The organism is Myroides sp. LJL116 (genome assembly GCF_054871685.1).
The window spans coordinates 37,272-60,732 of the sequence record NZ_JBTXLR010000016.1 but is presented as its reverse complement, the minus strand read 5'-3'; the positions used below and the strand labels follow the sequence as shown (position 1 = coordinate 60,732).

The 23,461-nt window shown below is 31.5% G+C and carries 24 protein-coding genes and 1 pseudogene; 21 read left to right on the top strand and 4 right to left on the bottom strand.

The features are described from left to right. The first annotated feature begins 357 nt into the window (after positions 1-357). A complete protein-coding gene (locus ACYSNM_RS11445) occupies positions 358-1,023 on the top strand; it encodes a hypothetical protein (RefSeq protein WP_461757037.1) in 666 nt (221 codons plus the stop codon). Between the two features lie 619 nt (positions 1,024-1,642). After that, positions 1,643-2,503, top strand: coding sequence for a hypothetical protein (locus ACYSNM_RS11440; protein WP_461757036.1), 861 nt, complete (start codon positions 1,643-1,645; stop codon positions 2,501-2,503). Between the two features lie 342 nt (positions 2,504-2,845). On the opposite strand, the gene ACYSNM_RS11435 is transcribed toward ACYSNM_RS11440, so the two are convergent. The 3 genes from ACYSNM_RS11435 to ACYSNM_RS11425 form a co-directional block, all read right to left on the bottom strand. Continuing rightward, positions 2,846-3,883 (bottom strand): virulence RhuM family protein, encoded by a 1,038-nt coding sequence (locus ACYSNM_RS11435; RefSeq protein WP_461757035.1) that lies wholly within the window; start codon positions 3,881-3,883, stop codon positions 2,846-2,848. Between the two features lie 401 nt (positions 3,884-4,284). Continuing rightward, positions 4,285-5,145, bottom strand: a complete 861-nt coding sequence (locus tag ACYSNM_RS11430) for a hypothetical protein (RefSeq protein WP_461757034.1) — start codon at positions 5,143-5,145, stop codon at positions 4,285-4,287. A 229-nt stretch (positions 5,146-5,374) separates the two neighbouring features. After that, entirely contained in the window at positions 5,375-6,325 is a 951-nt protein-coding gene (locus tag ACYSNM_RS11425) for a hypothetical protein (RefSeq protein WP_461757033.1), read from the bottom strand. Between the two features lie 305 nt (positions 6,326-6,630). Between ACYSNM_RS11425 and ACYSNM_RS11420 the strand changes: the two genes are divergently transcribed. The 12 genes and pseudogenes from ACYSNM_RS11420 (at position 6,631) to ACYSNM_RS11365 (ending at position 16,562) form a co-directional block, all read left to right on the top strand. Next, the gene (locus tag ACYSNM_RS11420; RefSeq protein ID WP_461757032.1) at positions 6,631-7,032 is read left to right on the top strand and encodes a hypothetical protein; all 402 of its coding nucleotides are present in this window, start codon (positions 6,631-6,633) and stop codon (positions 7,030-7,032) included. Positions 7,033-7,184: 152 nt separating this feature from the next. Further along, complete coding sequence (imm9, locus tag ACYSNM_RS11415) at positions 7,185-7,652, top strand: Imm9 family immunity protein (RefSeq protein WP_461757031.1); 468 nt, start codon at positions 7,185-7,187, stop codon at positions 7,650-7,652. Between the two features lie 191 nt (positions 7,653-7,843). Beyond that, complete coding sequence (locus ACYSNM_RS11410) at positions 7,844-8,299, top strand: hypothetical protein (RefSeq protein ID WP_461757030.1); 456 nt, start codon at positions 7,844-7,846, stop codon at positions 8,297-8,299. A 118-nt stretch (positions 8,300-8,417) separates the two neighbouring features. Then, the gene (locus tag ACYSNM_RS11405) at positions 8,418-9,203 is read left to right on the top strand and encodes an RDD family protein (RefSeq protein WP_461757029.1); all 786 of its coding nucleotides are present in this window, start codon (positions 8,418-8,420) and stop codon (positions 9,201-9,203) included. Between the two features lie 244 nt (positions 9,204-9,447). Further along, positions 9,448-10,035 (top strand): GNAT family N-acetyltransferase, encoded by a 588-nt coding sequence (locus ACYSNM_RS11400; RefSeq protein ID WP_461757028.1) that lies wholly within the window; start codon positions 9,448-9,450, stop codon positions 10,033-10,035. A gap of 336 nt (positions 10,036-10,371) precedes the next feature. Beyond that, positions 10,372-11,043, top strand: coding sequence for a hypothetical protein (locus ACYSNM_RS11395; protein ID WP_461757027.1), 672 nt, complete (start codon positions 10,372-10,374; stop codon positions 11,041-11,043). 235 nt (positions 11,044-11,278) lie between these two features. Then, on the top strand, positions 11,279-11,554 hold the full coding sequence (locus ACYSNM_RS11390; protein WP_461757026.1) for a hypothetical protein: 276 nt from the start codon (positions 11,279-11,281) through the stop codon (positions 11,552-11,554). Between the two features lie 135 nt (positions 11,555-11,689). Continuing rightward, positions 11,690-13,057 carry a hypothetical protein gene (locus ACYSNM_RS11385; RefSeq protein ID WP_461757025.1) on the top strand — a complete coding sequence of 456 codons (1,368 nt, stop codon included), beginning with the start codon at positions 11,690-11,692 and terminating at the stop codon, positions 13,055-13,057. Then, entirely contained in the window at positions 13,054-14,844 is a 1,791-nt protein-coding gene (locus ACYSNM_RS11380; RefSeq protein ID WP_461757024.1) for a WG repeat-containing protein, read from the top strand. The genes ACYSNM_RS11385 and ACYSNM_RS11380 overlap by 4 nt, the downstream gene beginning before the upstream one ends. 426 nt (positions 14,845-15,270) lie before the next feature. Beyond that, a complete protein-coding gene (locus tag ACYSNM_RS11375) occupies positions 15,271-15,564 on the top strand; it encodes a type II toxin-antitoxin system HigB family toxin (protein ID WP_461757023.1) in 294 nt (97 codons plus the stop codon). Between the two features lie 3 nt (positions 15,565-15,567). Beyond that, positions 15,568-15,924: pseudogene (locus ACYSNM_RS11370) on the top strand (helix-turn-helix domain-containing protein). A gap of 422 nt (positions 15,925-16,346) precedes the next feature. Further along, positions 16,347-16,562, top strand: a complete 216-nt coding sequence (locus tag ACYSNM_RS11365) for a Fic family protein (RefSeq protein ID WP_461757022.1) — start codon at positions 16,347-16,349, stop codon at positions 16,560-16,562. A 304-nt stretch (positions 16,563-16,866) separates the two neighbouring features. On the opposite strand, the gene ACYSNM_RS11360 is transcribed toward ACYSNM_RS11365, so the two are convergent. Next, a complete protein-coding gene (locus ACYSNM_RS11360; protein WP_461757021.1) occupies positions 16,867-17,058 on the bottom strand; it encodes a hypothetical protein in 192 nt (63 codons plus the stop codon). A 509-nt stretch (positions 17,059-17,567) separates the two neighbouring features. Here ACYSNM_RS11360 and ACYSNM_RS11355 point away from each other — a divergent pair. The 7 genes from ACYSNM_RS11355 to ACYSNM_RS11325 all read left to right on the top strand — a co-directional run bounded on the left by ACYSNM_RS11355 (position 17,568) and on the right by ACYSNM_RS11325 (position 23,365). Continuing rightward, on the top strand, positions 17,568-18,377 hold the full coding sequence (locus ACYSNM_RS11355) for a phosphoribosyltransferase family protein (protein WP_461757020.1): 810 nt from the start codon (positions 17,568-17,570) through the stop codon (positions 18,375-18,377). Continuing rightward, positions 18,370-19,887: a nicotinate phosphoribosyltransferase gene (locus ACYSNM_RS11350; protein WP_461757019.1), complete on the top strand. Its 1,518-nt coding sequence runs from the start codon at positions 18,370-18,372 to the stop codon at positions 19,885-19,887. Before ACYSNM_RS11355 ends, ACYSNM_RS11350 begins: the two co-directional genes overlap by 8 nt. Next, complete coding sequence (gene nadE / locus ACYSNM_RS11345; RefSeq protein ID WP_461757018.1) at positions 19,868-20,650, top strand: NAD(+) synthase; 783 nt, start codon at positions 19,868-19,870, stop codon at positions 20,648-20,650. Before ACYSNM_RS11350 ends, nadE begins: the two co-directional genes overlap by 20 nt. Positions 20,651-20,670: 20 nt before the next feature. Beyond that, positions 20,671-21,585, top strand: a complete 915-nt coding sequence (locus tag ACYSNM_RS11340) for a cysteine hydrolase family protein (RefSeq protein WP_461757017.1) — start codon at positions 20,671-20,673, stop codon at positions 21,583-21,585. A 3-nt stretch (positions 21,586-21,588) separates the two neighbouring features. Further along, the gene (locus ACYSNM_RS11335) at positions 21,589-22,293 is read left to right on the top strand and encodes an NUDIX hydrolase (RefSeq protein ID WP_461757016.1); all 705 of its coding nucleotides are present in this window, start codon (positions 21,589-21,591) and stop codon (positions 22,291-22,293) included. Between the two features lie 433 nt (positions 22,294-22,726). Then, complete coding sequence (locus ACYSNM_RS11330; protein WP_461757015.1) at positions 22,727-23,113, top strand: hypothetical protein; 387 nt, start codon at positions 22,727-22,729, stop codon at positions 23,111-23,113. A 9-nt stretch (positions 23,114-23,122) separates the two neighbouring features. Continuing rightward, a complete protein-coding gene (locus ACYSNM_RS11325; protein ID WP_461757014.1) occupies positions 23,123-23,365 on the top strand; it encodes a type II toxin-antitoxin system HicA family toxin in 243 nt (80 codons plus the stop codon). The last annotated feature ends 96 nt before the right edge of the window (positions 23,366-23,461 follow it).

Genomic DNA, 23,461 nt, shown 5'->3' with positions numbered 1-23,461 from the left:
GACATTATTTAATACTTATGGGATTTGTATTCATTTGGCAATTATTAATGATTGCTATTATCATACTAATGATATATACACTTTTTTAATTATAAAATCACCTATAAATGCAAATAGTAAGATTTTACTTATACTTTTAGTCTTAGTATTTCCATTTTTTGGTAGTATATGGTATTTATTAAGTGAGAGGAAAAAGAGTTAGGGACTATTTCTAAAAGAGCACCAAAAAATTAGACAAAGTACAATAGTTAAAACAAGTGACTTAAAACTCTGCGTACTTCACTGAAGTAAGTAAAGCTAATAATTTTTCTTGGTCTTAATGATGTTTTTTATAGGGGTAGTTAAATAGATATAATTATGGAAAAATATAAAGTAAATCTTACCGAAACATCTAGCTTTAAAGGGATAACAATTCTATTTGATTACCTTGAAGAAGGTCTTGACTATGCTCAACAAAATAAGATTAAAGATGTTTGTATTCGTACCGATATAAATGACAACCAAAAAAAGACTGTAAATTTTGAGTTTTTAAAAGGTAGAGATTTTGTTGAAACTTTTCATTGGTTAGTTCCTCTTTCAAAAAAATCTAACATGGAGGGTTTATACTATTTATCCAACTTAAAGAATTTACGTTGGGATTTTGATTCCACTGACCTTTCTAATTTTCCAAAGCTTGAAAATCTTACTATTGGCTATTACCCAAAGGTTACAGGGTGGGAAAGTCTAAAATTATTAAACCGATTAATAATAGTAGGCGTGGAAGCAGAAAATTTATCTTTTCTAAGTAGAACGCAGAATTTAGAATACTTACGCATTATAAAAGGAAAGTTTACTACAATCAGAGGTCTGGAAGAATGTGATAAGCTCAAAACCATATTTATTCAAAGTTGTAATTCTTTAGTTCAGGTAAAACAAACATTAGAGCAAATGAAGAACATGGAAAATCTATTATTAGAAAAATGTAAAAATGTAGATTTGAAAGACATCGAATTAATAGGATTAAAGAATATATCCATCATCTAAGTGGATCATCTCTAATTTCTATACCATTTAAGTTTTATACACTAGAGGTGTAATAAAGCACTGTTACTAGTAGGAGTTTAAGAATAAGTACGCTTTTAAATCTTTATGGGACTTATAGAGTACATTCTATTATAGAATTACTTTATATGCATCATTTAGTCTTGGGAATTTTCCATCATCTATATTTTTGGCTACAATTGCATCTCAAAAAATTATACCCTTCATTTAGAAGATTGGTTAGAAGAAGATTCGGTTGTTATCTCTAATTACTATGTAGTAATCAATACATTGAAAGAAGAATTAGAAAAAGGTGTTTTTTCTTGATTTGAATTTTGCAATGTAGAAGTAACTAAAGAGGTGTGTTTTGATAATAACTTTAAAAGCTCTGGGGCTCTCCCTTGCTTAAGGGGAATGGAAGTCATTGGGATTAAAGGACGGGATGATATCTATATGGATTCTTAAGAATTTTTGTGCTTTTTGAAAAATAATTACCAAGTTAATTATCTAGTAGTAAATCCAGAGCATGATAAAGAAATGGATGAATTCATTATGTCATTGATAAATAAAGACAGAAATAATAACAATAAATAAAGCAAACAAGATGTTGGAAATTATAAAAATGAGAAATGAATACCTCTTTGATTTGGGCTTGTCTTGGGCTAACACTTCAGAGGGAGGGGACTTATTTGATATAGTTAAACCTTGGGGAGAATTCCCCACTGAACGCGATAATGTAGCCTTTTTAGCATTAATACCAAGTAACCCTTGCGATTGTAGGTTTCCAGCTATAATAACTAACTTTAAAAGTATTTGTGCTCTTCAAATCCCTGTTAATTTCTTACCATTAACAAAAGAAATGTTGCCGCAAAATTTAAGATCATTAGTTCTATCCAACTTGGCTTTAAATGGTAGAATTACTAATGATTTAATTAAAGCAAATAAACATAATTGGTTAGAAACAAATATTCTAGAAAGTATGGAGTATCTAGAGATTAGAGATAATAGTGGAGGGGGATTATGGGGAGTTAATCACAATGTTTTTCCAAATTTAAAATGGTTAAGAGTAGGAATGATTAATTCAAGTATGTTGAAAATAATAAATCAATTTAGTCAATTGGAAGCTCTTCTAATAAATAATGTGGGCAAAACTAATGTCTTAGATTTCATTCCTAATTTGGATTTAAAGATTCTTGAAATAAAGAACCCTTTAAAAGGATTTGATTATAAAAAGATTAGCTCTTTTGAAAACTTAGAAATCATATGGATTTGGTCTATGAAAAAAGAGCAAATAGATTGTAAAATATTTAAGTGTTTTAAAAATTTAAAGGAGTTAGGATTACCTTATTGTCAGAGAATAAACAATGTAGAAGCCTTATTAGATATACCTAGTTTGGTAAGTTTACATATAGAAGATGCTCTTAATCTTCCGCAAGAAATAAAGAGCAAATTAGAAGCACAAATCCCCAATTGCAGTCTTTAATTTTATTTAGTATCGAATATCTTAAATAACACATTAGGAGCAATTGGAATGAAATTTAAAAAATATTTTTCAAATATAAGAGTGCAAAATATCTTGTTTTGCCAATAGTCTTCTTGGGCTTTTTGTTACATTACACTTTCATGAAATAGCGTTGCTTGTTGCTCAGTAGAGACAAAAGCCCCAAAAGATAAAGTATATAATTATTTTTGCATAAGTTGTGCGGTCTTGTTGCTCAAAATGCTGCATTTCTAATTGCCAAAAATTGTGTATTCTTATTTAGCCATTACAATAAAGGCTTTCTAATTGGGATTCAGTGTATTTCTTCTATTGCAATTATTAATTTTACTCCTCGTTTTTTTTAGGTGGAGTTAATTTAACGATTCTGTCAAAATCGCTTTCAAACAATTGGTCTTGTATAATTCTGTACTTCTCAAATTCAGTTTCAGCATGTGCTTTGGCTATTTCAGAAGTTACTTTGCCTGCGTTTTGTAACACTTCCCTGTCTGTAGCTTCTATGAATCTATTCAATCGACTTTCCCAATCTTCCATCGTCATCGGAATTTGTCTTATCGCCGTGTCTTCTGCAATATCTAAATAAGCCGAAACCAAACGTTGTAATTGTTGCATTTCGTTATCAGACAAATAATTTTTAGCCACACTAACATCAAATTTCTGAATTTTACCTTTTGGAGCATCTTGCCAAGTAGTTAATCCCATATTTTCCTTTTGATGATCGGCTCTATTTACAATAACTTCTGGTGCAGTTTGACCGTGTATTGCCCAGTGCAATTTGTTTTGAACTGTAGCAAAAAAGCGTTTCGTAGCTTGAGCAGTTACATCATAATCTATGGCAGTTGCATAAATATCAGTTATTTTTTGATAGAATTTACGTTCACTCAATCGAATTTCCCGTATGCGTTGAAGTTGTTCTTCAAAGTATTTTTTTCCCAGAATCGTACCGTCTTTTTTAAGGCGCTCATCATCCATTGTAAAACCTTTGATCGTAAACTCTTGCACAATTTGCGTTGCCCATTTACGAAATTGTACTGCACGTTCGGAATTCACTTTGTAACCAACGGCAATAATAGCAGAAAGATTGTAGTGTTGTGTGTTATAATTTTTTCCATCTTTAGCAGTTATTCGAAATTTTCGAATAACTGAACTTTCTTCCAACTCATTATCTGAAAATATTTTTTTGATATGATAATTGACAGTATGTGTTTCTATATTGTATAGCGCGCCCATCATTTTTTGCGTCAGCCAAATATTTTCGTCTGCATAAATCGCATCAACACCACCTTGGCCTGTTGCAGCAATAAAAGTTAAGTATTCTGCCGATGAGGAGCGAACTAAAGACTTTTTATTGTTTGTATCTTTCATTTTGTTGATGGTATTAAATTTAGCTGTTTTCTTTGAAAACGATAAGCTCGTATTTACAAAAGGTTAATAGTGAACCAAAATTACTTTTGTAATACCAAAGGTAACATTGTTTTCTCAAATAGCCACAAAACTTGATGGTTCAAAATTAAGGGAAATAGTAAAAGGTAAGTGGACCGATAAGCTTAATTAAGGTTGGATTCAGCATAATCAAAACCGCTTAAATCGAATCGGTTTTTTATTGCTGAATCATTGCTTGTAAATTATCTTTCATTTTTTTTATTTGTGAGGGTGAGGTCAATCACTTCTAGTATTCCCTGTTACTCATAATCAGTAAGTCTGGTACAGTGTGCTGTTCTTTTAGTTTTGGCATATCAAGAATTTTATTATATAAGGTCCATCTATTATCTAATTATTACAAATTCTTCACTTGCTTGTGGAAGATATAGTAGCACAGGGTAATCTGCAGCTCCAGAAGCTTTTCCTTCCCTTATTAATGGACTCCAATTATAAATATCCAGCCCATTGGCATTATTAAACACTGTTGTGTGTGTGTTTATTTTTAATGTAGCAAGTTTTCCATTTGCATAGATCTTTAACTCATAATTGTCTAATGGAATCATTGTATTTCTACAGTTGTTTTGGATATCTGTTTTATTTATCTCCTTAATACTCTGTAGTTTGCTTTGTGTAATGTAATCATACACAATTGTTTCTTCCAGCCTTTTTGCTGTGATTTTATTCCAAGATGCTCCATCACCACTATCTAGTATTTTGTGTAATTTTTCATGAAAAGTAATTACTTTTTTTTCCAATTCTTTTTTGTCCATCTGGGATAAATCTTGCCCATTATTCCATCCTTCTAGTTCGTAGGGAAGATCTGTTATATTTATTTCCCATTCTTGCTCAAAATAGGGTATATCCTGCTTTGGAGTTTCTAAAAGTAATGGGACAGTAGTATATTTCTTTATTTCACCAGTATTTCTGTCTTTGTTATAGTAGCCAAAAGATACTTTAGAGTTACTAATGTTTTCTAATTTAATATTTGTTTGGTCTAATTGCCAAAATGGGAAAAGCTTTAATTTTACTTTATATTTTCCATTTTTTAAAACATAGGGGTTAACTTCTATTGCAGCATTAGATCCTCTAGATTTTGATGAGGCTAAAATGTCATTAATATATAGTTCATAAGGAAGTTTTAATGCTAAATCAATAATGTAGTTGGTAGGATATTCCCCTTTTGTTTCTTGACTATTTTCTATCATAGATTTTCTTTGCGCTGCATTTTTTTCTGTACATGACAGCAGTAAGGAACTAAATAGCAAGAGGTATAGTAGTTGTTTCATTTTCTAATGTTAATTAATGACATAGTAAAATTCCTTTTGTGAATCTTTCTTGTTTGGTGTTATATAGCAGCTTTTTGATTTAAAGTATAAAACATAAAGCATGTCTTGTTCATTGTATACTCTTGTAAGTAACAAGCCTAGTTTTGCTTTAAGGGTACATTGACTTAACAAGGTTATTAAACCAAACTATTTCATATTTTCCTTTTGTGGGAGAATAGAAAATAATATCGTCCACTTGTACCATTTCTTTAGGTCCCTTTTTGTAGGTCCTTCTAAGTATACCTTCTCTAGAATTATAGCCATCTATGCGTCTTAAGGAAAGTAATTTTCCGTTTGTAGATATTTCTAGCCTATAGTCTTCCAAATTTAAAAGTTCTCTTGTTTTGCTATTTATAAAAGCCTCTTTATGTTTCAAATGCTTTAAAGCTTGTTCTTGTGAAAGATAACTGGATTGATATAGATTATACAGCCCTAATGAAAGATCGTTGATATATTTACTGCCTTGTTGATTTTCAAAGCTGTATTTTAAATTTTTATACCTTTGTAGTAGTTCTGCTTTAATAGCAACACTATCTCTTACATCTACAGTATTTCCAATTCTCCAGTCGGTTAATAAATAGGGTACTTTGGCTTTAAAATCACCAGAATAACTAATTTGTTTGACTTGTGAGTAATCCTTAGTAGGCAATTCATATTGAAAAACAACTTCAGGTTCTGTTAGTAGTCCATTTTGCCAATTGGTTTTTTCAATCGATAGGATAAAGGGAACATCCTTTTCCATGAAATTATTTTGTTTATTGTCCACTGTGTATCTAGGATAAATGAAAATTTCAATAGATTGCTTACCTGAATTGGGAATACAATTATTAATTTGGACTATATAATCCGAAGGATAAGCAGCATTTTTATTGGCAATTGGAATGCCATTTATCAAAATAGAAAAAGCATATGGTGATTCTACATGCACTTGATAGATAGGTTCATGATCGTAATTTTGTAGGTCTTGAATTTTTCTTTCTATACTACTATTTGCATCTTGTTGTCCCAAAGTTGGAAAGGCTATGCATAAGAGTAGTAAGAGTAAAATATTATGCATCATTTATTATGTTTTTTCTATACTGCCTAAAATTAGAAACTTTCTTTGAATAGTACGCTACAATAGGAGTTAGTATTTGTAAAAAAGGCTAAATTGCATAACTGTATCCAACTTTTTGGACTCCGTCCATGCGGATAGGAATCTTTTATTTTGAGGGCTAATCACATTTGAGCAAAGTACCTAATATTTATAGGTTGCAGATAGCTTTAGATATATGTTTTTCGGCTATAATTAACCTTCTATACCTAAGGCAGTATACTAAAGTAAAAAAAGAGAAGTTAGTAGATAAGAATAATAAATGATTTAAAATGCTAAGATATATTCTAGTTGTGTTTTCGGTTTTGTTTTGCTCTGTTTTTACTTCGTGTGATAGAAAACTAGAAGTGGTTAAATCTAATGTGACTACTAATTTATATCTGATAAAAAACACGAATGAGAATAATATCGAAGAAGTGAGAAATATGGTACAAACTATTGTAGATTCAACTCCTAAAAGAGATAGAATGGTAATTAGTTTTTATAAATACACCTCTGATTTTGGGCCATTTTTTAGAGGAACTTCTTATTTTATAAACAATAAAGAAGTGGAAGCAGGATTCGAAATTGAAAAATTAAGTGATCATTCACAGCAAAGAATAGCTAGATATATCCATATTACTAATGAAGATGGCGTATATAAAGATTTTTACTTCAGTAATGAATATGAATAGGAAATCATACAAATCATATAGGATAAAGGTTTGATTCCCTATAGAATTTTCAGTGAAAAGCTTTCTAAGTAATCGAAATCGATTTAAGATCTATACAGTGGTAGTGAATCAGGAAAACAGTTAGCTTAATTAAATCAGAAAATAAACAGACTATGAATAAGAATATTAAGGTCTCAATGCCTATTGAAATTCCAGATCTTAGGGATGATGTTGATATAGAGTCTATTGAAAAAGATTTAAATGCCTATTTAAAAACTCTCGTTCAAGATGTTAATATACAAGATTTGAATGATTGGCGACTTTTAATATCGGTAGTTTCTCGCTCAACGGATAAAATTGGAGTTTTTAAACGTGCAAAGCGATTTCCTTCCGATAAAGAGTTTGAGATTTCCATTTCTATTCCAATTCCTAATTGTGATCAGGCAAATTACGGTCTACAGCAAGTTAAGGATTGTTATTATATGCCAATAAACGATAAAAATTTTCATTCTTTAAATCCAAACTTTGAGCAGTATAGTAGTTTGTATGACTATATTCTTACAAGCTCAAGGAAAGCGATAAATTTGGCATTTACTCAAGGATTCACTTGTAATGGGAAAAAGATTATTTTGAAAAAGTAAAAGGATAGAAATGTTATTATCTAGAGTAGGGACGTTTTTAAATGATGAAAGACAAAGATAACAGACAAGCTAAGGAAGCATGAGAATCAGTGTATACTTTTTTATTGCTAACTATAGGCCTCTGCTTGTCTTGATTTGACAGGGATTTATATAGGCTTTGGAAATGGATTAGCAATAAATAGTTTAATAAAATGGAAACAGTAAAAAATATAATTGATTCAAGTAATTATCAAAACTTACTTAACAGTATAAATAAAAGGACAAAGATTAAAATTTATGAACACTATCGAGATACAGTTGCTGCTCGTGACCAAGAAAAGCTGAAAATGGCGCATTTGTCAGGGGATCAGGCAGTAAGCTTACTTGGAAGTGATGAAGATATTTTTACCGAGTTTGTTTTATTAAAACTACAAAAGTTTGAAAATGCTATAATTGATCAGCAGTATCCACTTGGGGAAGAACCCGAACAAGAAAATGATAATGAAACAGTGCTGGGATATTCTAAAGGTTTTTTACTACTATATCTAATAGAATATTTTTTGCTTAAAACGAATCCCTCTGAATTAGGACCTTATCTGAAAGCTATTCGCGTTGGCAATGCTAAGAAATATGAAAGAGAATTAAAAGAAATTTATAGTAAGATTTAAAACCCAAACCATATCTGTAGAACTGATTTATTTTAGTTTTATAGTGGGTACTTTGAAAAGGGGTAATTAAGGTTCTTGAAGGGCTATTTTTACTTCACTATAACTATTTACTGAAAGAATGGAACAACAAAAATTTAAAAGGTCCAGTAAAATACGTAGGAAAGCCGCTTTTTTAATAGATCACTTTATTATAGTATTTCCAATACTTGTAGTTTTATTGATACTTTTTTGGAACGAATTAATCGATGTAAATAATTTAACTGAGGTCTTACGAACGCTAGTTTATGGCTTAATAATTGGCATGGTCCTTTATTTTTTTAAAGATTTATATAAGGGAGTAAGTTTAGGAAAGTGGATTATGGGTATTATGGTTCGTGATGAAAGCAACCCTAATAAAGTACCTTCTTTACCTAGGCTCTTTTTGCGTAATCTATTTCTTATTTTAGGTCCAATAGAGTACTTGATATGGATTAGTAGTCAACAAAATAAGAGGTTAGGAGATAGGGTTACAAATGTGGCAGTGTTAAACAATCCTATTAAAGCTCCACTAACTTCTCGTATTATTACCTTAGTTAGTATTGTAGTAGTATTTTTTGCTTTTTTATTTTTTACAACTAGTATTTCCATGAAGCAAACGGATGCTTACTTATTGGCAATCGATGAAATACAAAGTAATGAGCAATTAAACAAGGAAATAGGAACAATAGTTGGTTATGGTAAAGTTCCTTTAGGATATATTACAGCTGAAAAGGAACAGGGTACAGCTCTATTGGTAATCAAAGCCGTTGGAGAAAAAACAAGTCGAACTATTATTGTGTCATTAGAAAAGCATCCCTCTGGTCAATGGCGATTAATTGAGATGCATAGAGTAGATGGAACTATTCTATATCCTGTAAAGGATTAGTTACCTAGGGGGGATCTATGCATTTTTAATTATTATCATACACTATGTAGATATTTGGTTTATTTTTAACTATCTGAGTTGTACTTACTTGTATTGAATATGAGAAGTTCGTTTGGGTGCTACCTTATTTGTAAGCCAAGTCGCAGTGACTTTCTACTATATGATTTAGAATTATATTTCTATTTTTCTTGTATAGTTGATTGTTCAATAGTAGATTTAAAAATAACAGATTATAAGTAAGAAGATGAATAAGATAAAGTATATAGAAACAGAGCGATTAATTCTAAGGCATTTTACAAAACAAGATGCTCACGCTTTGCTCTTAATTTTAGGGGATAAGGAAGTGAATAGATTTTTGCCTATGTTTCTATTAGAAAGTATCCAGGATGCTAAAGAATACCTACAAGAAAAATATCTTGATCAGTATGATAAGCAACAGGGGTTACACTTAGCTATATGTTTGAAGGGGGATAATATTCCCATTGGATATATCAATATAAGCCCTGAAGATAGTCACGATTTAGGATATGGACTTCGAAAAGATTATTGGGGCAAGGGTATTTGTACCGAAGCATGCTTAGCAGTACTGGATAGGTTAAAACAAACCGATATTGCTTATATTACAGCTACACATGATGTACATAATGCAGCAAGTGCAAAAGTAATGCAGAATATAGGTATGCACTACCAATACACTTATCAAGAATTGTGGCAACCTAAAAACATTCAGGTTATTTTTAGAATGTATCAGCTTAACTTCGATGATCAAAAAGATAGAGTTTATCAGAAATATTGGGAGTTATATCCCAATCATTACATAGAGTCACTTTAATAAGACAATTGAAAAGTTAGTTGTTATCTGGGTCTAGTGTAGGATAGTTGTAACTTTTAATTCCGATTTTGACAGGAATTCAGACAATTGGCCTTTATTGTAAGTCAACACTTTGTTTTAAAAGCATCTTCCGTTTTTAAGACAAGGCAGCTATATAGATGATAATCTAAAGGCATTTTGGGGATGTGGAGAGTATGGAAGTGTATGGATGAACCAGAAAGAAATAGGGATATTCAAATGAAATAATCACATAAAGGCTTTAGTAAGTACAAAATTCATAATCAATTAGTAAGTGTGACTTTCGCAAAGCATAAATGAAATATCAAAATAATATAAATGAAATTTGCCGCTCATATAAAGACTATAGTAGTACTCTTATCTGTGTTATGTTTTTCATGTAATTCCGTGAAGTACTATGAATATTATGTTCAAGGAGACTCAATTATAGATTTTTCTAGTTACTGTACTTTAGAGGTAACTGGTAAAAAAATCATTTATAGGTCTTCAACTTTTAATATTCCAAATTCTAATAAAGAATGGCTTCCTTTTCTGTATATAGAATTGGATAATAAATATGAAACAAATACTTTTAAAATAGGTGATTTTAACAAACTGATATTTTATGAATCTATTGTTAATATTGACGATATTACGGATGTAAAATATAGTAAATGTGAATTTTTTCAAGACTCCATTACTAGTGTTGATGGTAGTGAATGGTTTGGTCCCCTTGATGAAAAGGATAAAAATGAATTCCCTGGATATTATAAGAAAGGAAATTCTTATAGATTAAATGCAGAAGAGAAAGCAGACTGGGAATATCAGTTTGAAAATGGCTTTTTAAATGCAGTAGGACTATGGTTTCCTAAAGAGCTTAAAAGAACTAGAAAAATAGATTATTCTAAATTTAGTATAGATAAAGATTTAATTGATACAGTAGCAGATAGTATTAAAAATAGTAAGGTAGATAGAGTAGATACTTTTACTAAAATTAGATTAAAAAAATAAAATTTATTGAGTTATTGGTTTAGTTCCCGTTAATCCTATTTAAAGGGGCTGATTTTGCTTTAACCATCTTTACAATTGTAAATTATTATTAGATGAATTAAGGAGTAATACCTTATATGTTAAGTGAAAGGGGAATATATTATTGCTATCCCATATATAGATGTACTATAAAATATAGAAGAAATAAGTTGAGAAGTTTCACATCTTATTTTTTGTTCCATTTTTTTAAAGAATTATGAGTAAAAAGTTTCAAGAGGTCACGGATTATTTAGATAATTTACTGAGTCAAAATCCCCATTATGGTGGGCTCGCTTTTATAGTAGTTGGTGTTGTACTTTTATTTGCTTCCATTAAGGGGTACGGGTGGATGTATGAAGGTTCAGCAGCAAACGTATTTCATATCGCCTGGATTCGAAATGAATTCGGTGAATCTGCGGCAAAAGCAATTAATATATTTTTATCGGTTGTTATTATAATCGTTGGATTAGCCTTCTATTTTTTATGGCAATGATTTTTTAATATAATAAGCTGCAGTTAGTTATTCAGACCATTAAGACACGACACTGTATAGCTTTATAAGTATTTAAATTATTTAAAAATGTTAAAATAGTTCGTAAATTAGCCTCTTCACTCACAAATTTAAAAAATGAGAATCCCTCGTATCGCTATTATAATGGCGCTTTTACTACTGGGTACAGTAGTTACTGCTTGTACTTTGTTTGACCGGTCTAATTCCGCTTCAGATAAACTTACTACCTTAGATAAGCTCACTACTTTAGAAAGTTACCAAAAAGCATATCATGCGAATGAATTTGATCTTATTGTAGAGGATTATAGAAAAAATGATCATGGCACATGGAATGGTTTTCCATTAAATGGTGTTTATTTTTATGAAAAGTACTTTTACGGCAAACTGGATGTTTCAAGAAAAAATGCTGCGAAAGAACTAGTTGCCTATTTAGAGGAAAACTTTGGAGATGATCTGTTTATAAAACAGGACTACAGTGAGAGAGAGTATGAAGTAGTTACCCGCGATTTTGATCTTATTTTTAGTGTAGACGTAGAAGAAGAAGAAGAGATCGATGAAGATGCAAAAGGTGAATTAAGGATCAGATTTTACGAAGTGGTAGATAATCCTTTTGCGAATATATCGGATGAATTACCAGTAAATAAAAATGGAATTATATGTGTTTTGGAAGTTGAATCCTTTAATACGGTTGCAACAGTATCGATAGATGGTATCCCAATACTACCTAAAAATAAAGAAGGTAAATATTCTACGTATGAGACAATTCTACTTAATAAATACATTTTAAATCCACAGACGCCTATTGACCTTACTTTCTTACTAACTCCTGGTATTGATGATCAAGGCAATGTTATGGCAAAGATTCCTAAAAATTCTCACGCAAGTTTTTCGATTAAATATCTAGATAGTAATTGGAAAGAGCTAGAAACAATTGATTTATTTGATAATGGAGCTTGGGTGACCGATACCATTGTAGAAAATGGGCAAACACAATATTCTTCCTATTCTGGTACCAATGATTACACAAAAAAAGACATTCAATTTAACTATCAATTAGAAGTGCCAGTATCCTATGAGGTAACTGGATGGACTAATGGGAAAGATTTGCGTGAACAAAAAGATATAGAAAACCAAATCAAGCAGTTCTATAAAGAATATGCTGATTTAATTTTAGACAAAAATATCGACCAAATAACGGCGCTTTTGTATGATTCTACTTTAGAAAAGTACACCTATAATAATAATAGTAGCAATTTTAGGTCCTACCATGAATATGCTAATTTGCAAAATATGCTAGAAAGATCATTTAAAGTGGTAACGGCTAATCAAACCAAACTTCACTTGAGTAATAATGGGCAATTAGCTTACCTAGAAGCTCTAGATAAAACCTCTTATCTAAAGGCTGTTGGCTTAAAGTATGCAGAAAATATTTCTTTTCTGTTTTATATAGATAGTAATACAAACGAACTTAAAATTATCCGATGAGAATATATTTTCCAACCCTGGTATTTCTTTTAATTAGCCTATTTGCACAAGGACAGGTGGCATTAGAGGATTATAACAGCGCTAGTAGCAATGAAGAGTACATTGAAGTGCTGCAGAGTGACTTTGACTCCTTTAAAACCCTTGTTCGAATGTTTGAACGCAATGAGCAAGGATCTACGGGTTCTAAAGTGATGCCTTTGAAACTGAGCTTTAATCCTGAGGAATATCAAGCCTATATAGATGAAATCACGGAGCCAAATATTCGATTTACTGATGGTGTCTATAAAGGCTTTTTCACTATAGATCTACAAGATGATCCTTTTATTGATGGCTCACTAAAAGAGATCAAAGAGCCTATTTATTTGAAAAAGGTGTATTATTACGATGGTAGTGTACAAAACATAGAGGATCAAACCAACATTAATAGTCGCTTTAATTTAGAGTTGGGATTGCGAAAAGCGGTATCTAAAATAGACCTTGAGATAGATTTTTCAGCAATATCTAAAATAGACAGTCTTGTACTTCCTGCCAAATTACATCAAAAAGCAACCTATAATGGTGTAAATATAGAAGTGGTCGAAGTAAGCGATAAAAGCATATTGCTTAAAACATCCAACAAAAAATTGGATATTGATCAGGTGCAAGGGCAATTAAAAAATAAAGAACGACTAAGTAGCTATCAATCACAACGAACTGGTATGCATCCTGATCAATTTGAGGCTTTTTTAAAGCAATACTTAAAAGATGTTGAACAAGTTTTAGCTTTTGCAAAGAAAAATAGCAAACTTGAGTATACCGAGTTTAAAAAGGTCGTAGAAAATAAAATAAGTCAATTAGAGAAGAAATGGGACGATCAAGATAATAAGTCACAAGAAGCACGTTATTTGTATTATGCCTTTGGAGAACCTATTGATCAACTTGTGATGTATTTTAATAGTGAAATCTATGAGAAAAAGGTAACAAAGACCCTAGTAAATTACGATCCTAAAGATAGATTTATTGGCTACGATAAAGGCAAGGTAGTTGTCTATAATAAAGATTTAAAAGCCCTTAAAGAATTAACAAAAGAATACGCATCTATAAATAGCTATTTCTTTTCTAATGATCACCAATATTTTTATTTGGATGTTCATTTTGAAATGCAACCACTTACGTACTATAGTATAGAAGAGTTATTGAATGATTTTGTGCTAATACAAGAGGATGATGAGTCACCACAAGAGTTAGTGGATAGAAACAATACTAAAATAATGAAGGTAGATGACTATGAAGTAAGTGAGCAGTTTAATAATGCCTTAATTCGATCAGGTGACTCCTATTATGTACTTAGTAACAAGAGTGTTAAGCCTAAACACATTTCTAATGTAGATAAAGTTACTGTAGCTAACAAAGGATATTTTATTGTACAGAAAAAAGATAAATATGGCTTTGCAGATGCAGAAGGGAAAATCATTGTTCCTATTATGTATCAAGAAGTCATTGCTTTTTATGATAATGCGGATTTATCTCCTGCAGATGTGCTGTTTGGCGTAAAGCATAACAACAAATGGGGCTTTGTTGATGCCAATAATAAAACAGTTATTCCCTTTATATATAGTGAGATAGTGGGACCTTTTTCTTATGGAATTGCTCCAGTATCTTTAGATGATGTTGTAGGTCTTATTAACTTAAAAAATCAAAAAATATCCGAGTTCATTGACAGTGAATATTATAAATTGACACGTTTTGGAAAAAGAGAGATGAGTTTTAGTGATGGTACCTTTAACTATAAAGGAGAAAGAAAATAATTATCAACTTAGTAAACATTACATTGGTTACTAGGTAGATTTATTACTTTGAGATAATTATTAAATAATTCTACAAAGGATAATCATTGTAAGATGTTATAAGTAAAGAATTGATCCTAGTGGTACTTCCACTAGGGTGAAATTCTACTAGAGCAATGTAACAATGAATTTGTTCTTCATATAAAAAGTAACCATTATAGACATGCCCCAAAAAGTGCCTAACTTTTTGGGGCATGTCTATTTTATCCATCAAGTACAATATGATTTAGATGTAGCTTGTATCAAAGAAAAAATTGAGATTAGGAACGTCATTAAAACTTAAGTCTTCTCTTAAGTCTCTAGCATTTTTATTGGAAGATAAAATAAAATATTTAGGAAAGTTCCCAAATTGGGAAAACATTGATATGTTTGTGTAAACTGTTTTAATTGAGAGTAATAGCAATAAAAATAACACGTAGCTTTTGGGAAAAACACGCTGATAGTGAGCAGCAGTTAAAAGCATGGTTCCAAGAGTCAGAAAGAGCCACTTGGAAAGATGTTAATGAATTAAAAAGCGACTATCCAAGCGCAAGTATATTAAAAGACAATAGAATTTGTTTTAATATAAAAGGCAATCATTTTCGATGGATAGCTAAGATAAATTTTGTTCATGGGGTGATATGGATTCGTTTTATAGGAACCTACTCACAATATGATAGAATTAGTGCTAATACTATTTAAATTATGAAAGTGAAACCTATAAAATCAGAACAAGATTACGAACTAGCTTTAGGTAGGCTAGAGATTATTTTTGAGGCACTTCCTGGGACAGAAGAGAGTGATGAGTTGGAAATTTTAGCCATATTAATTGAAAAGTATGAAAAAGAAAACTTTCCTATTGATTTACCAGATCCTATTGAGTCCATTAAGTTTAGAATGGAGCAAATGGGATATACATAAAGTGATTTAGCAGAGATGATTGGTTTAAAAAGTAGAGCAAGTGAGATCTTAAGTAAAAAACGAAAATTACCTTTAGATATGATTCGCACCCTAAGCCAAAAGTTACATATTTCATCTGAAGTCTTGATTCAAGCATATTAAGTTATTTCCTTTTATAAAGTGATCTTCATTCAATTCTTGATAAATTGAACCGAATAGGGGGAGGTTCTCCCTAAAACATTAGAACCGATAAAGATTTTTAGATTTAGAGATATTCTACTACTTTTTTTAAAAACAATTATACTTATAATGCTTTTTAAGCTACATAAGAGATTCATCTAACTGTTGTATAAGCCTTTTGGCTGGTACTATTACTAATTTACGCTCTCGTTATAAGCCATTTTAGAACTTGCTATTTCTTACTTTTTTCCTTATTCCATCATCAAAAACAAAAAATTGATGCGTATTTTCAAGGATTTTGATTTGGTAGAGCAATTAGTTCAGGAATTCCAAGGATTTTACAGGCTTATGAACAAGATAGTTTACATTTTTCAGAAAACTTTTTAAGAGTTACATTGCCTTCAATGGAATTTTTAACTAGAAGCGAACAAGTTACCGAACAAGTTACCGAACAAGCTACCGAACAAGCTACCGAACAAGCTACCGAACAAGCTACAGTATTAATTTCACTAAGGATTGATAAGAAATATAGTACTGCTGAATTAATGGAACTTGTAGGTATAAAGCATCGTCCTACATTTTTATATAATTATTTACAACCAGCAATAGATGCAAGTTAATAGCTTTGTCTGTTCCTGATAAACCAACAAGTCCTAATCAAAGATATTATTTGAAAAAGAAGGAATAGCAGATGTCTTGTCCTTCTAGCTTAGTTTTCTGAGTATCTTCTCGTGCTATTATGGTATTTATAACAAAGCAAAAGACTATATAAGTTGTTAAAACACTAAAAGAGTTTTGAAGATCACTCCTTAATCTAGTGTTTATATTACAGTTAGGTAGATATTTTAGAGTAATAATGTGTGAGCAAAAATGTAACTTAAATTTTCGGATAGATAGAATAGTCTAATGTGCAATAATAAAATTTCAAAGTTTTGCACAAGGTCTTTTAATAGATATTAGTTTTGAATATTCTAATTTAATAGGCAGATTTAGTTCAGCAGCTTTTTTAAATTGTATTTTTTGCCTAAATTCATCTATAGTTAGGTAATTTAAGTCAGAATGCTCACGTTTTATATTGTACCAAGTTTCAATTTTTTGAAAAATTTCTTCTTCCATTTGTGTATTAATAAGAACTAAATTACCAAAAAATATTCTCCATTTTAAAGGATTTAATGAAGTTTTTAGCTAAGATATTATCCTAATTATTGGTTTTCTACTCCTGCTTCTAACCGAATCATATTACTCTAAATAGTTAGCATATTTATATTTTGCCTATTGTACCCCTTGATCAGAATGAAAGGTTATACTCCTTTTAAAAGACCTATTTTTATTAGCCATTGTAAATGTTGCTAGGGTTGGTTTTTCTGTTGACATACCTTTACTCAAACTCCACTTTATTACTTTTCTATATAGCAGATAGTCATTTTTTATTTATCTGTAACCGTTAGCGTTTTTGTTATTGTCTCTTTATTTTCCCTAAGTATTCTAGATGTTGAAAACTAGCTGATTATGCTTATATTTGATTTATTGAGTAAATTTTACTCAATAAATGTTGGAGCATAAAAATAAAGTATTATATTTGTTGAGTAATAAATACTCAGTGTTTCATTTTAAACGAAATCATTATGATTATATTAAACAACCAACCTATAATAACCCAGGAGTTTCCCAATAAAGAAACCAAAGTAAAAGACTTTGATGCGTTAATTCAGAAGGAGAATTTACTAGAGTTCACTTATACTTGTGACGGGGATCTAATTGAATTACTTTTTGTAAAGAAAAGGCTAGATCAAGATAACGTAAGTTGTAAGTTATGGATTAACTATATGCCATATAGTCGTATGGATCGTAAAATTGAAGGAGATTTATTCACCCTAAAATATATTTGCGAGTTTATAAATAGCTTGAATTTTCAAACCGTTTATGTTGTAGAGCCGCACTCTAGTATTACAATGGAGTTATTAAACAATAGCATTGCTATTTACCCGGCGCTTTCTTGGCTTCCAGAAGTGATGCAAAACCTTGGTTTTACAAAAGACGATCGTATTGTGTTCCCAGATAAAGGGGCAGCTACTCGCTACCAAGATGCAGGCTACCAGAACTATTGTGTTTTTGATAAAACGCGTAATCCTCAAACAGGGCGTATAGAAAATATGGTACTTAAAAAAGGAGATATTCCACAAGGAGCAAAGTGTATTATCGTAGATGACTTATGTTCTGCAGGTGGAACTTTTTTAAAGGCTGCACAGATCTTAAAACAAATGGGAGCAGGTCAAATTTTTCTTCTTGTAACTCATTGTGAGCCTAGGGTATTTAGCTCAAAACTATTAGAGGCAGATAGTGTTATAGAAAAAGTATTTACTAGTACTTCTATGATAAATACAGAACATCCAAAAATAGAGTATATACACATAAATCCGAAAAGCTATGTTTAAACCAGTAAGTAAAAACCCAATTCTTTGGACAGATGGTTACAAACTATGTCACAAAGATCAATACCCGGATAAAACAAGCTGGGTATACGAAACTTGGACACCAAGAATGTCTCGTATAAAAGATATTAAGCACGTTGTTTTTTATGGACTTCAAGGAGCATTAGCAGAAATGACTCACGCCTTTGACAGCTATTTCTTTAAACAGCCACTTGATAAGGTATTAGAAGAATACCAAGAAGCAATCCATGAAGTTTTTGCAGTGTCTAACCCTGAGTTTGCTAGAACACATTCTAGCAATCACATTGCAGCATTACATAAGTTAGGATATTTACCTATTAAAATTAAAGCATTGCCTGAAGGCTCAATGGTACCAATAGGAGTACCCATGTTTACCATAGAAAATACACATCCTGATTTTTTCTGGTTACCAGGATATTTAGAGACCCAACTATCTTCTTACATCTGGTTGCCAATGACCTCAGCTACTATTGCAGATCAGTATAAAAGGCTCTTGACTCAATTCGCAAAACTAACAGGTGATACTAGTAAGGTAATCCACCAGTGTGGGGATTTTTCTATGAGAGGTATGGGATCTCCAGAGGCAGCCTACAGAAGTGCAGGGGGACATTTACTTAGTTTTTCTGGTTCGGCAACTTTAAGTGTTAGGGAATATCTAAAAGCATACTATGGGGCTAATAAAGATGTGATGGGTTATACTCCTTCCACAGAGCACAGTGTAATGTGTTCCTATGGGCAGCAGGAAATAGAGGCCTTCAAACACCTCATTACAAAGGTATATCCTAGTGGTAATATTTCTATTGTATCGGATACCTATGATCTATGGCAGGTAGTAGATAATGTTTTGCCTGCTTTAAAAGAGCTTATTGTAAATCGAGATGGAAAAGTGATTATACGTCCTGATAGTGGTGATCCAATTTTAATTTTATGTGGAGATGTAAAGGCTGAATCAACTACTGTGCAAAAGGGAATAGTAGAGCGTTTATATGAGATTTTTGGAGGAAGCAAAAATGAAAAAGGTTTTATTGAACTAGATCCTCATATTGGTGTTGTTTACGGGGATTCCATTACGGTGGATCGTGCAAATAGTATCTGTCAAGGTTTAATGCAAAAAGGTTTTGCTACCACTAATGTTATTTTGGGAATCGGTTCCTATACTTATCAATATGTAACACGCGACACCTTTGGCTTTGCTTTAAAGGGAACTGCTGAAATAGTAGATGGTAAATTTAAAGCAATTCAAAAACGCCCAGCAACAGATACAGGAAATTTTAAAAAATCACAAAAGGGAATGGTAGCAGTTATTTGGCAAGACAATGAGTATAAACTCCTAGATGACTTAAACCCAGAGCTTGTGGCTCAATTAAAAGACCGTGATTTACTGCGCGATTTTTATATAGATGGGCAGTTTATGTATACCAATACTTTTGAGCAAATAAGAAGTAGATTATCAACCGAATCAAAAAGAATTTATGAGACAGAATCTAACTAAAAACTTTGTGATAGATCAGCAAAATGTTGAGCTATACGCCAATAAAATAGCAACTTGGATTGCCAATACAGTCAAAGAAAATAACCGTAAAGGAGTTGTTCTTGGTATGAGTGGTGGAATTGATTGTAGTTTAGTGGCTTGTTTGTGTCACTATGCAAACATTGATACACATTTAGTTATGATGCCTTATGGACTGGATATGGAACATACAAAAAGCACTGCACATTCGATGGAGTTAATAAACAAGTTCGGTTTTTCCTATGAGACCTATGATATTAAAGCTGCTGTAGATGCTCTTACTATTACATCCCAAGTAACCCTATCTTTGGCATCAGCGTCTAATATCACCCTAAGTAGAGCCAATATTCGACCAAGAGTACGTATGACCTATTTATATGAATTAGCTCAATTGGGAAGTCGCTTTGTTATTGGAACAGGAAATCTCTCCGAGCGTACAGTTGGTTACTTTACAAAGTGGGGGGATGGGGCTTTTGATTTAAACCCACTAGCTATGCTAACTAAAAAAGAAGTGTATATCTTATCGGAGTTTTTAAAGGTGCCAGAGGCTATCTTAAACAAAGAGCCATCTGCTGGATTATGGGAAGGACAAACCGATGAACAGGAGCTAGGGATGAGTTATGCTCAAATTGATTCTTTTATCTTAAGTGGAACTTCAGGGGATTTAGAAATAGATAAGTTAATTGAGCAGAGAATTTCACAGTCTAAACATAAATTGGAGCCTCAACTGATTTTCCTATCCTAATAATTTTAAAGTACAATTTTATGAAAACAACCTACCAAGACATAGTAAATATAGAAAATATAGCTTCTACAAAAAGCATAGAGGATATAACTCAGATTATTTCTCTAGCACAAAGAGAAGAATTATCCCCTGCCAAGACAGATACTAAGAGGGTGTTGCTTCTTGCTATTGACATACAAAATGATTTTATGCAAGACATTGGAAGTTTGGCTGTAGATGGGTCTAGAGGTGATGTAGAGCGATTAACCCGTTGGATATATACCAATATGGCTTCTTTAACCAAGGTGATGTGTAGCTTGGATTGTCATTCCATTATGCAAATATTCCATGCCAATTGGTGGATTAATTCTAATAAAGAGCATCCTTGTCCTTTTACTATTATTACCCATGAACAAGTTCAAAAGGGGGAGTGGTTACCAGTAAATGGAGAATTGCAAGCTAGTTTAGACTATTTAAAGAACTTAGAGTTAAACGGGCAAAAGCAATTGTGTATCTGGCCTTATCACTGCCTAGAGGGAACACAAGGAGCAAAACTAGAGAGTGAGTTTACAAAGATGTTGTATTTTCATTCTGCTGCTAGAAAAACATCTCCTAAGTTAGTGTATAAAGGTCAAAATCCATTTACGGAGATGTATGGTATCATCAAAGCCGAGTATGATGTAAAAGGGGAGGTTAATCAAGAGGTGTTGGATGAGATAGAATTATATGATCAGATATACATAGCTGGAGAGGCTTCAAGTCATTGTGTTTTAGCCTCTATAGAGCAGATTGTTACTTATTTTGGAAAAGATAGTGAGATAAACAAACGCATTACCATCTTAGAGGATTGTATGTCGCCAATTGTAGGGTTTAAAGAGTCTACTCAAGAGGCTTTTGAGCAACTTAGACAGCAGTATGGTATTCAAATTAAAAAATCTACTGAAGTAGTTATATAGAAAATGAATCAAAAAAAACAACAGTTTTGTTACGAGTACGCAAGGCCAGCAGTAAGTGTGGATTGCGTTATTTTTGGTTTTGATCAAAACCAATTGAAAGTACTATTAACTAAGCGTGCCATTGAGCCATATATAGGGAAAATGGCCTTTTGTGGAGGTTTTATCCAAGAAAACGAAACAGCCGAGCAATGTGCACGTAGAAAATTACTAGAAGAGGCAGGTCTTAGTGATATATTTTTAGAGCAATTATATACCTTCTCTGATGTAAAGCGAGATCCGCGTTTTAGAGTGATCAGTATAGCATATTATGCTTTAGTAGAGTCTACTCACTATGATCCAGTTGCTGGAGAAGGGATTGAATCTGTGCAGTGGTTTACTTTAACTGAGGCGAAAGATTTAGCCTTTGATCACAATGGTATTTTAGAGGTAGCCTTGCAACGATTAAGAGCCAAGATAAGGTATGAGCCTATTGGATTTGAGTTATTACCTGAACACTTTACTCTTCCAGAGCTACACAAATTGTATGAGACTATTTTAGAAAGGCCAATCGATCGTGGAAATTTCAGAAAGAAAATATTGAGCTTAGATGTATTAATTGATCATAGTGCAACCCAAGAGAATCGAAAAGCTAGAGAAGCTAAAATATATAGCTTTGATCCACTAAAGTACCAAGCTTTAAAAGTTAAAGGATGCTATTTTGAGATTTAATAAGAAAGTATAAATTATGGTTTATTTCCAAGTAACCAATTGTTATAGTAACCAATATGAGAATAACTCAATATTAGGCTTTATTTCAGGATGAATAGAGAATGTTTTCTAAGATAAATACTATGATTTAATGCCGATTTAATCTAGCGTTTGCTTTTAAAACGTTTGTTTTATTTTGATAAATAATCAATTGATTTACATTGTGTTAGTTTTGGAATAATTAGATTTACATTTAGAAAAAACATGTTTTGAAAGTAGATTTAACATAGATCGATTATTTTCATTTAAGTACACTAGGAGTAATATTACTTTTATGTTTTTCTTATATCAAAAGCTGGTTTTTAATTAATATATTTGTACTTATAAAACAACCAAAGAGACTAAATTAAATTTGCTTTTAGGTCTTTGTCTTCAACAGATAAATTTGATTGCTATGGATAAGAATGTTTCAGTGAAATTTAGTAATAAATCCGGTACAGTAAATGCAAATGTCACTTTGCTAAGTTTTAAAGAAAAGGATACTTTTATTGTTTATACCCCTCAATTAGATTTAAGTGGGTATGGAAGTACCTATGAGGATGCCTTAAAATCTTTTGAGACTTCTCTGGAAATGTTTTTAGATTATACTCTAAATAAAAAAACAGTACACAAGGTATTAATAGATTTAGGTTGGCATTTAATGAAAGGCTCTGAAAAAAAGCCTAAAAAAGTTTCCGCCCCTAGTTTAACTTCTTTGATATCTAAAAATGATTATCTAGCAGACTTATTGGATAAACAAAACCTCACTTCAACAAAGAGAGAAATAGCAATTCCTATTTAATATCTTTAAATGAATACTTATAAATTAAGCAATATTCCATTAAAAATGATGTGTTGGTTTATCAAACACAATGGATGTAAAGAAATTGGCTTTACAGGAGGACATAAAAAGTATGCTAGAAAAGATTTGAGTAGACCTATAATTATTCAAACTCATATTGATCCTGTGCCTGAATTTATAGTTATTCAGATTTTAAGACATTTGAAATTTAGTAAAAAGGACTTTCATAAATATATACAAGATAATTATTAGAATTTATAAAAAAAACAGCAAGAGAATGGAGTAAATAATTAATGGTTATGGCTTCTATTGTAGTTGTATTTTATTTAGAAAATTCTAAGAATAGCT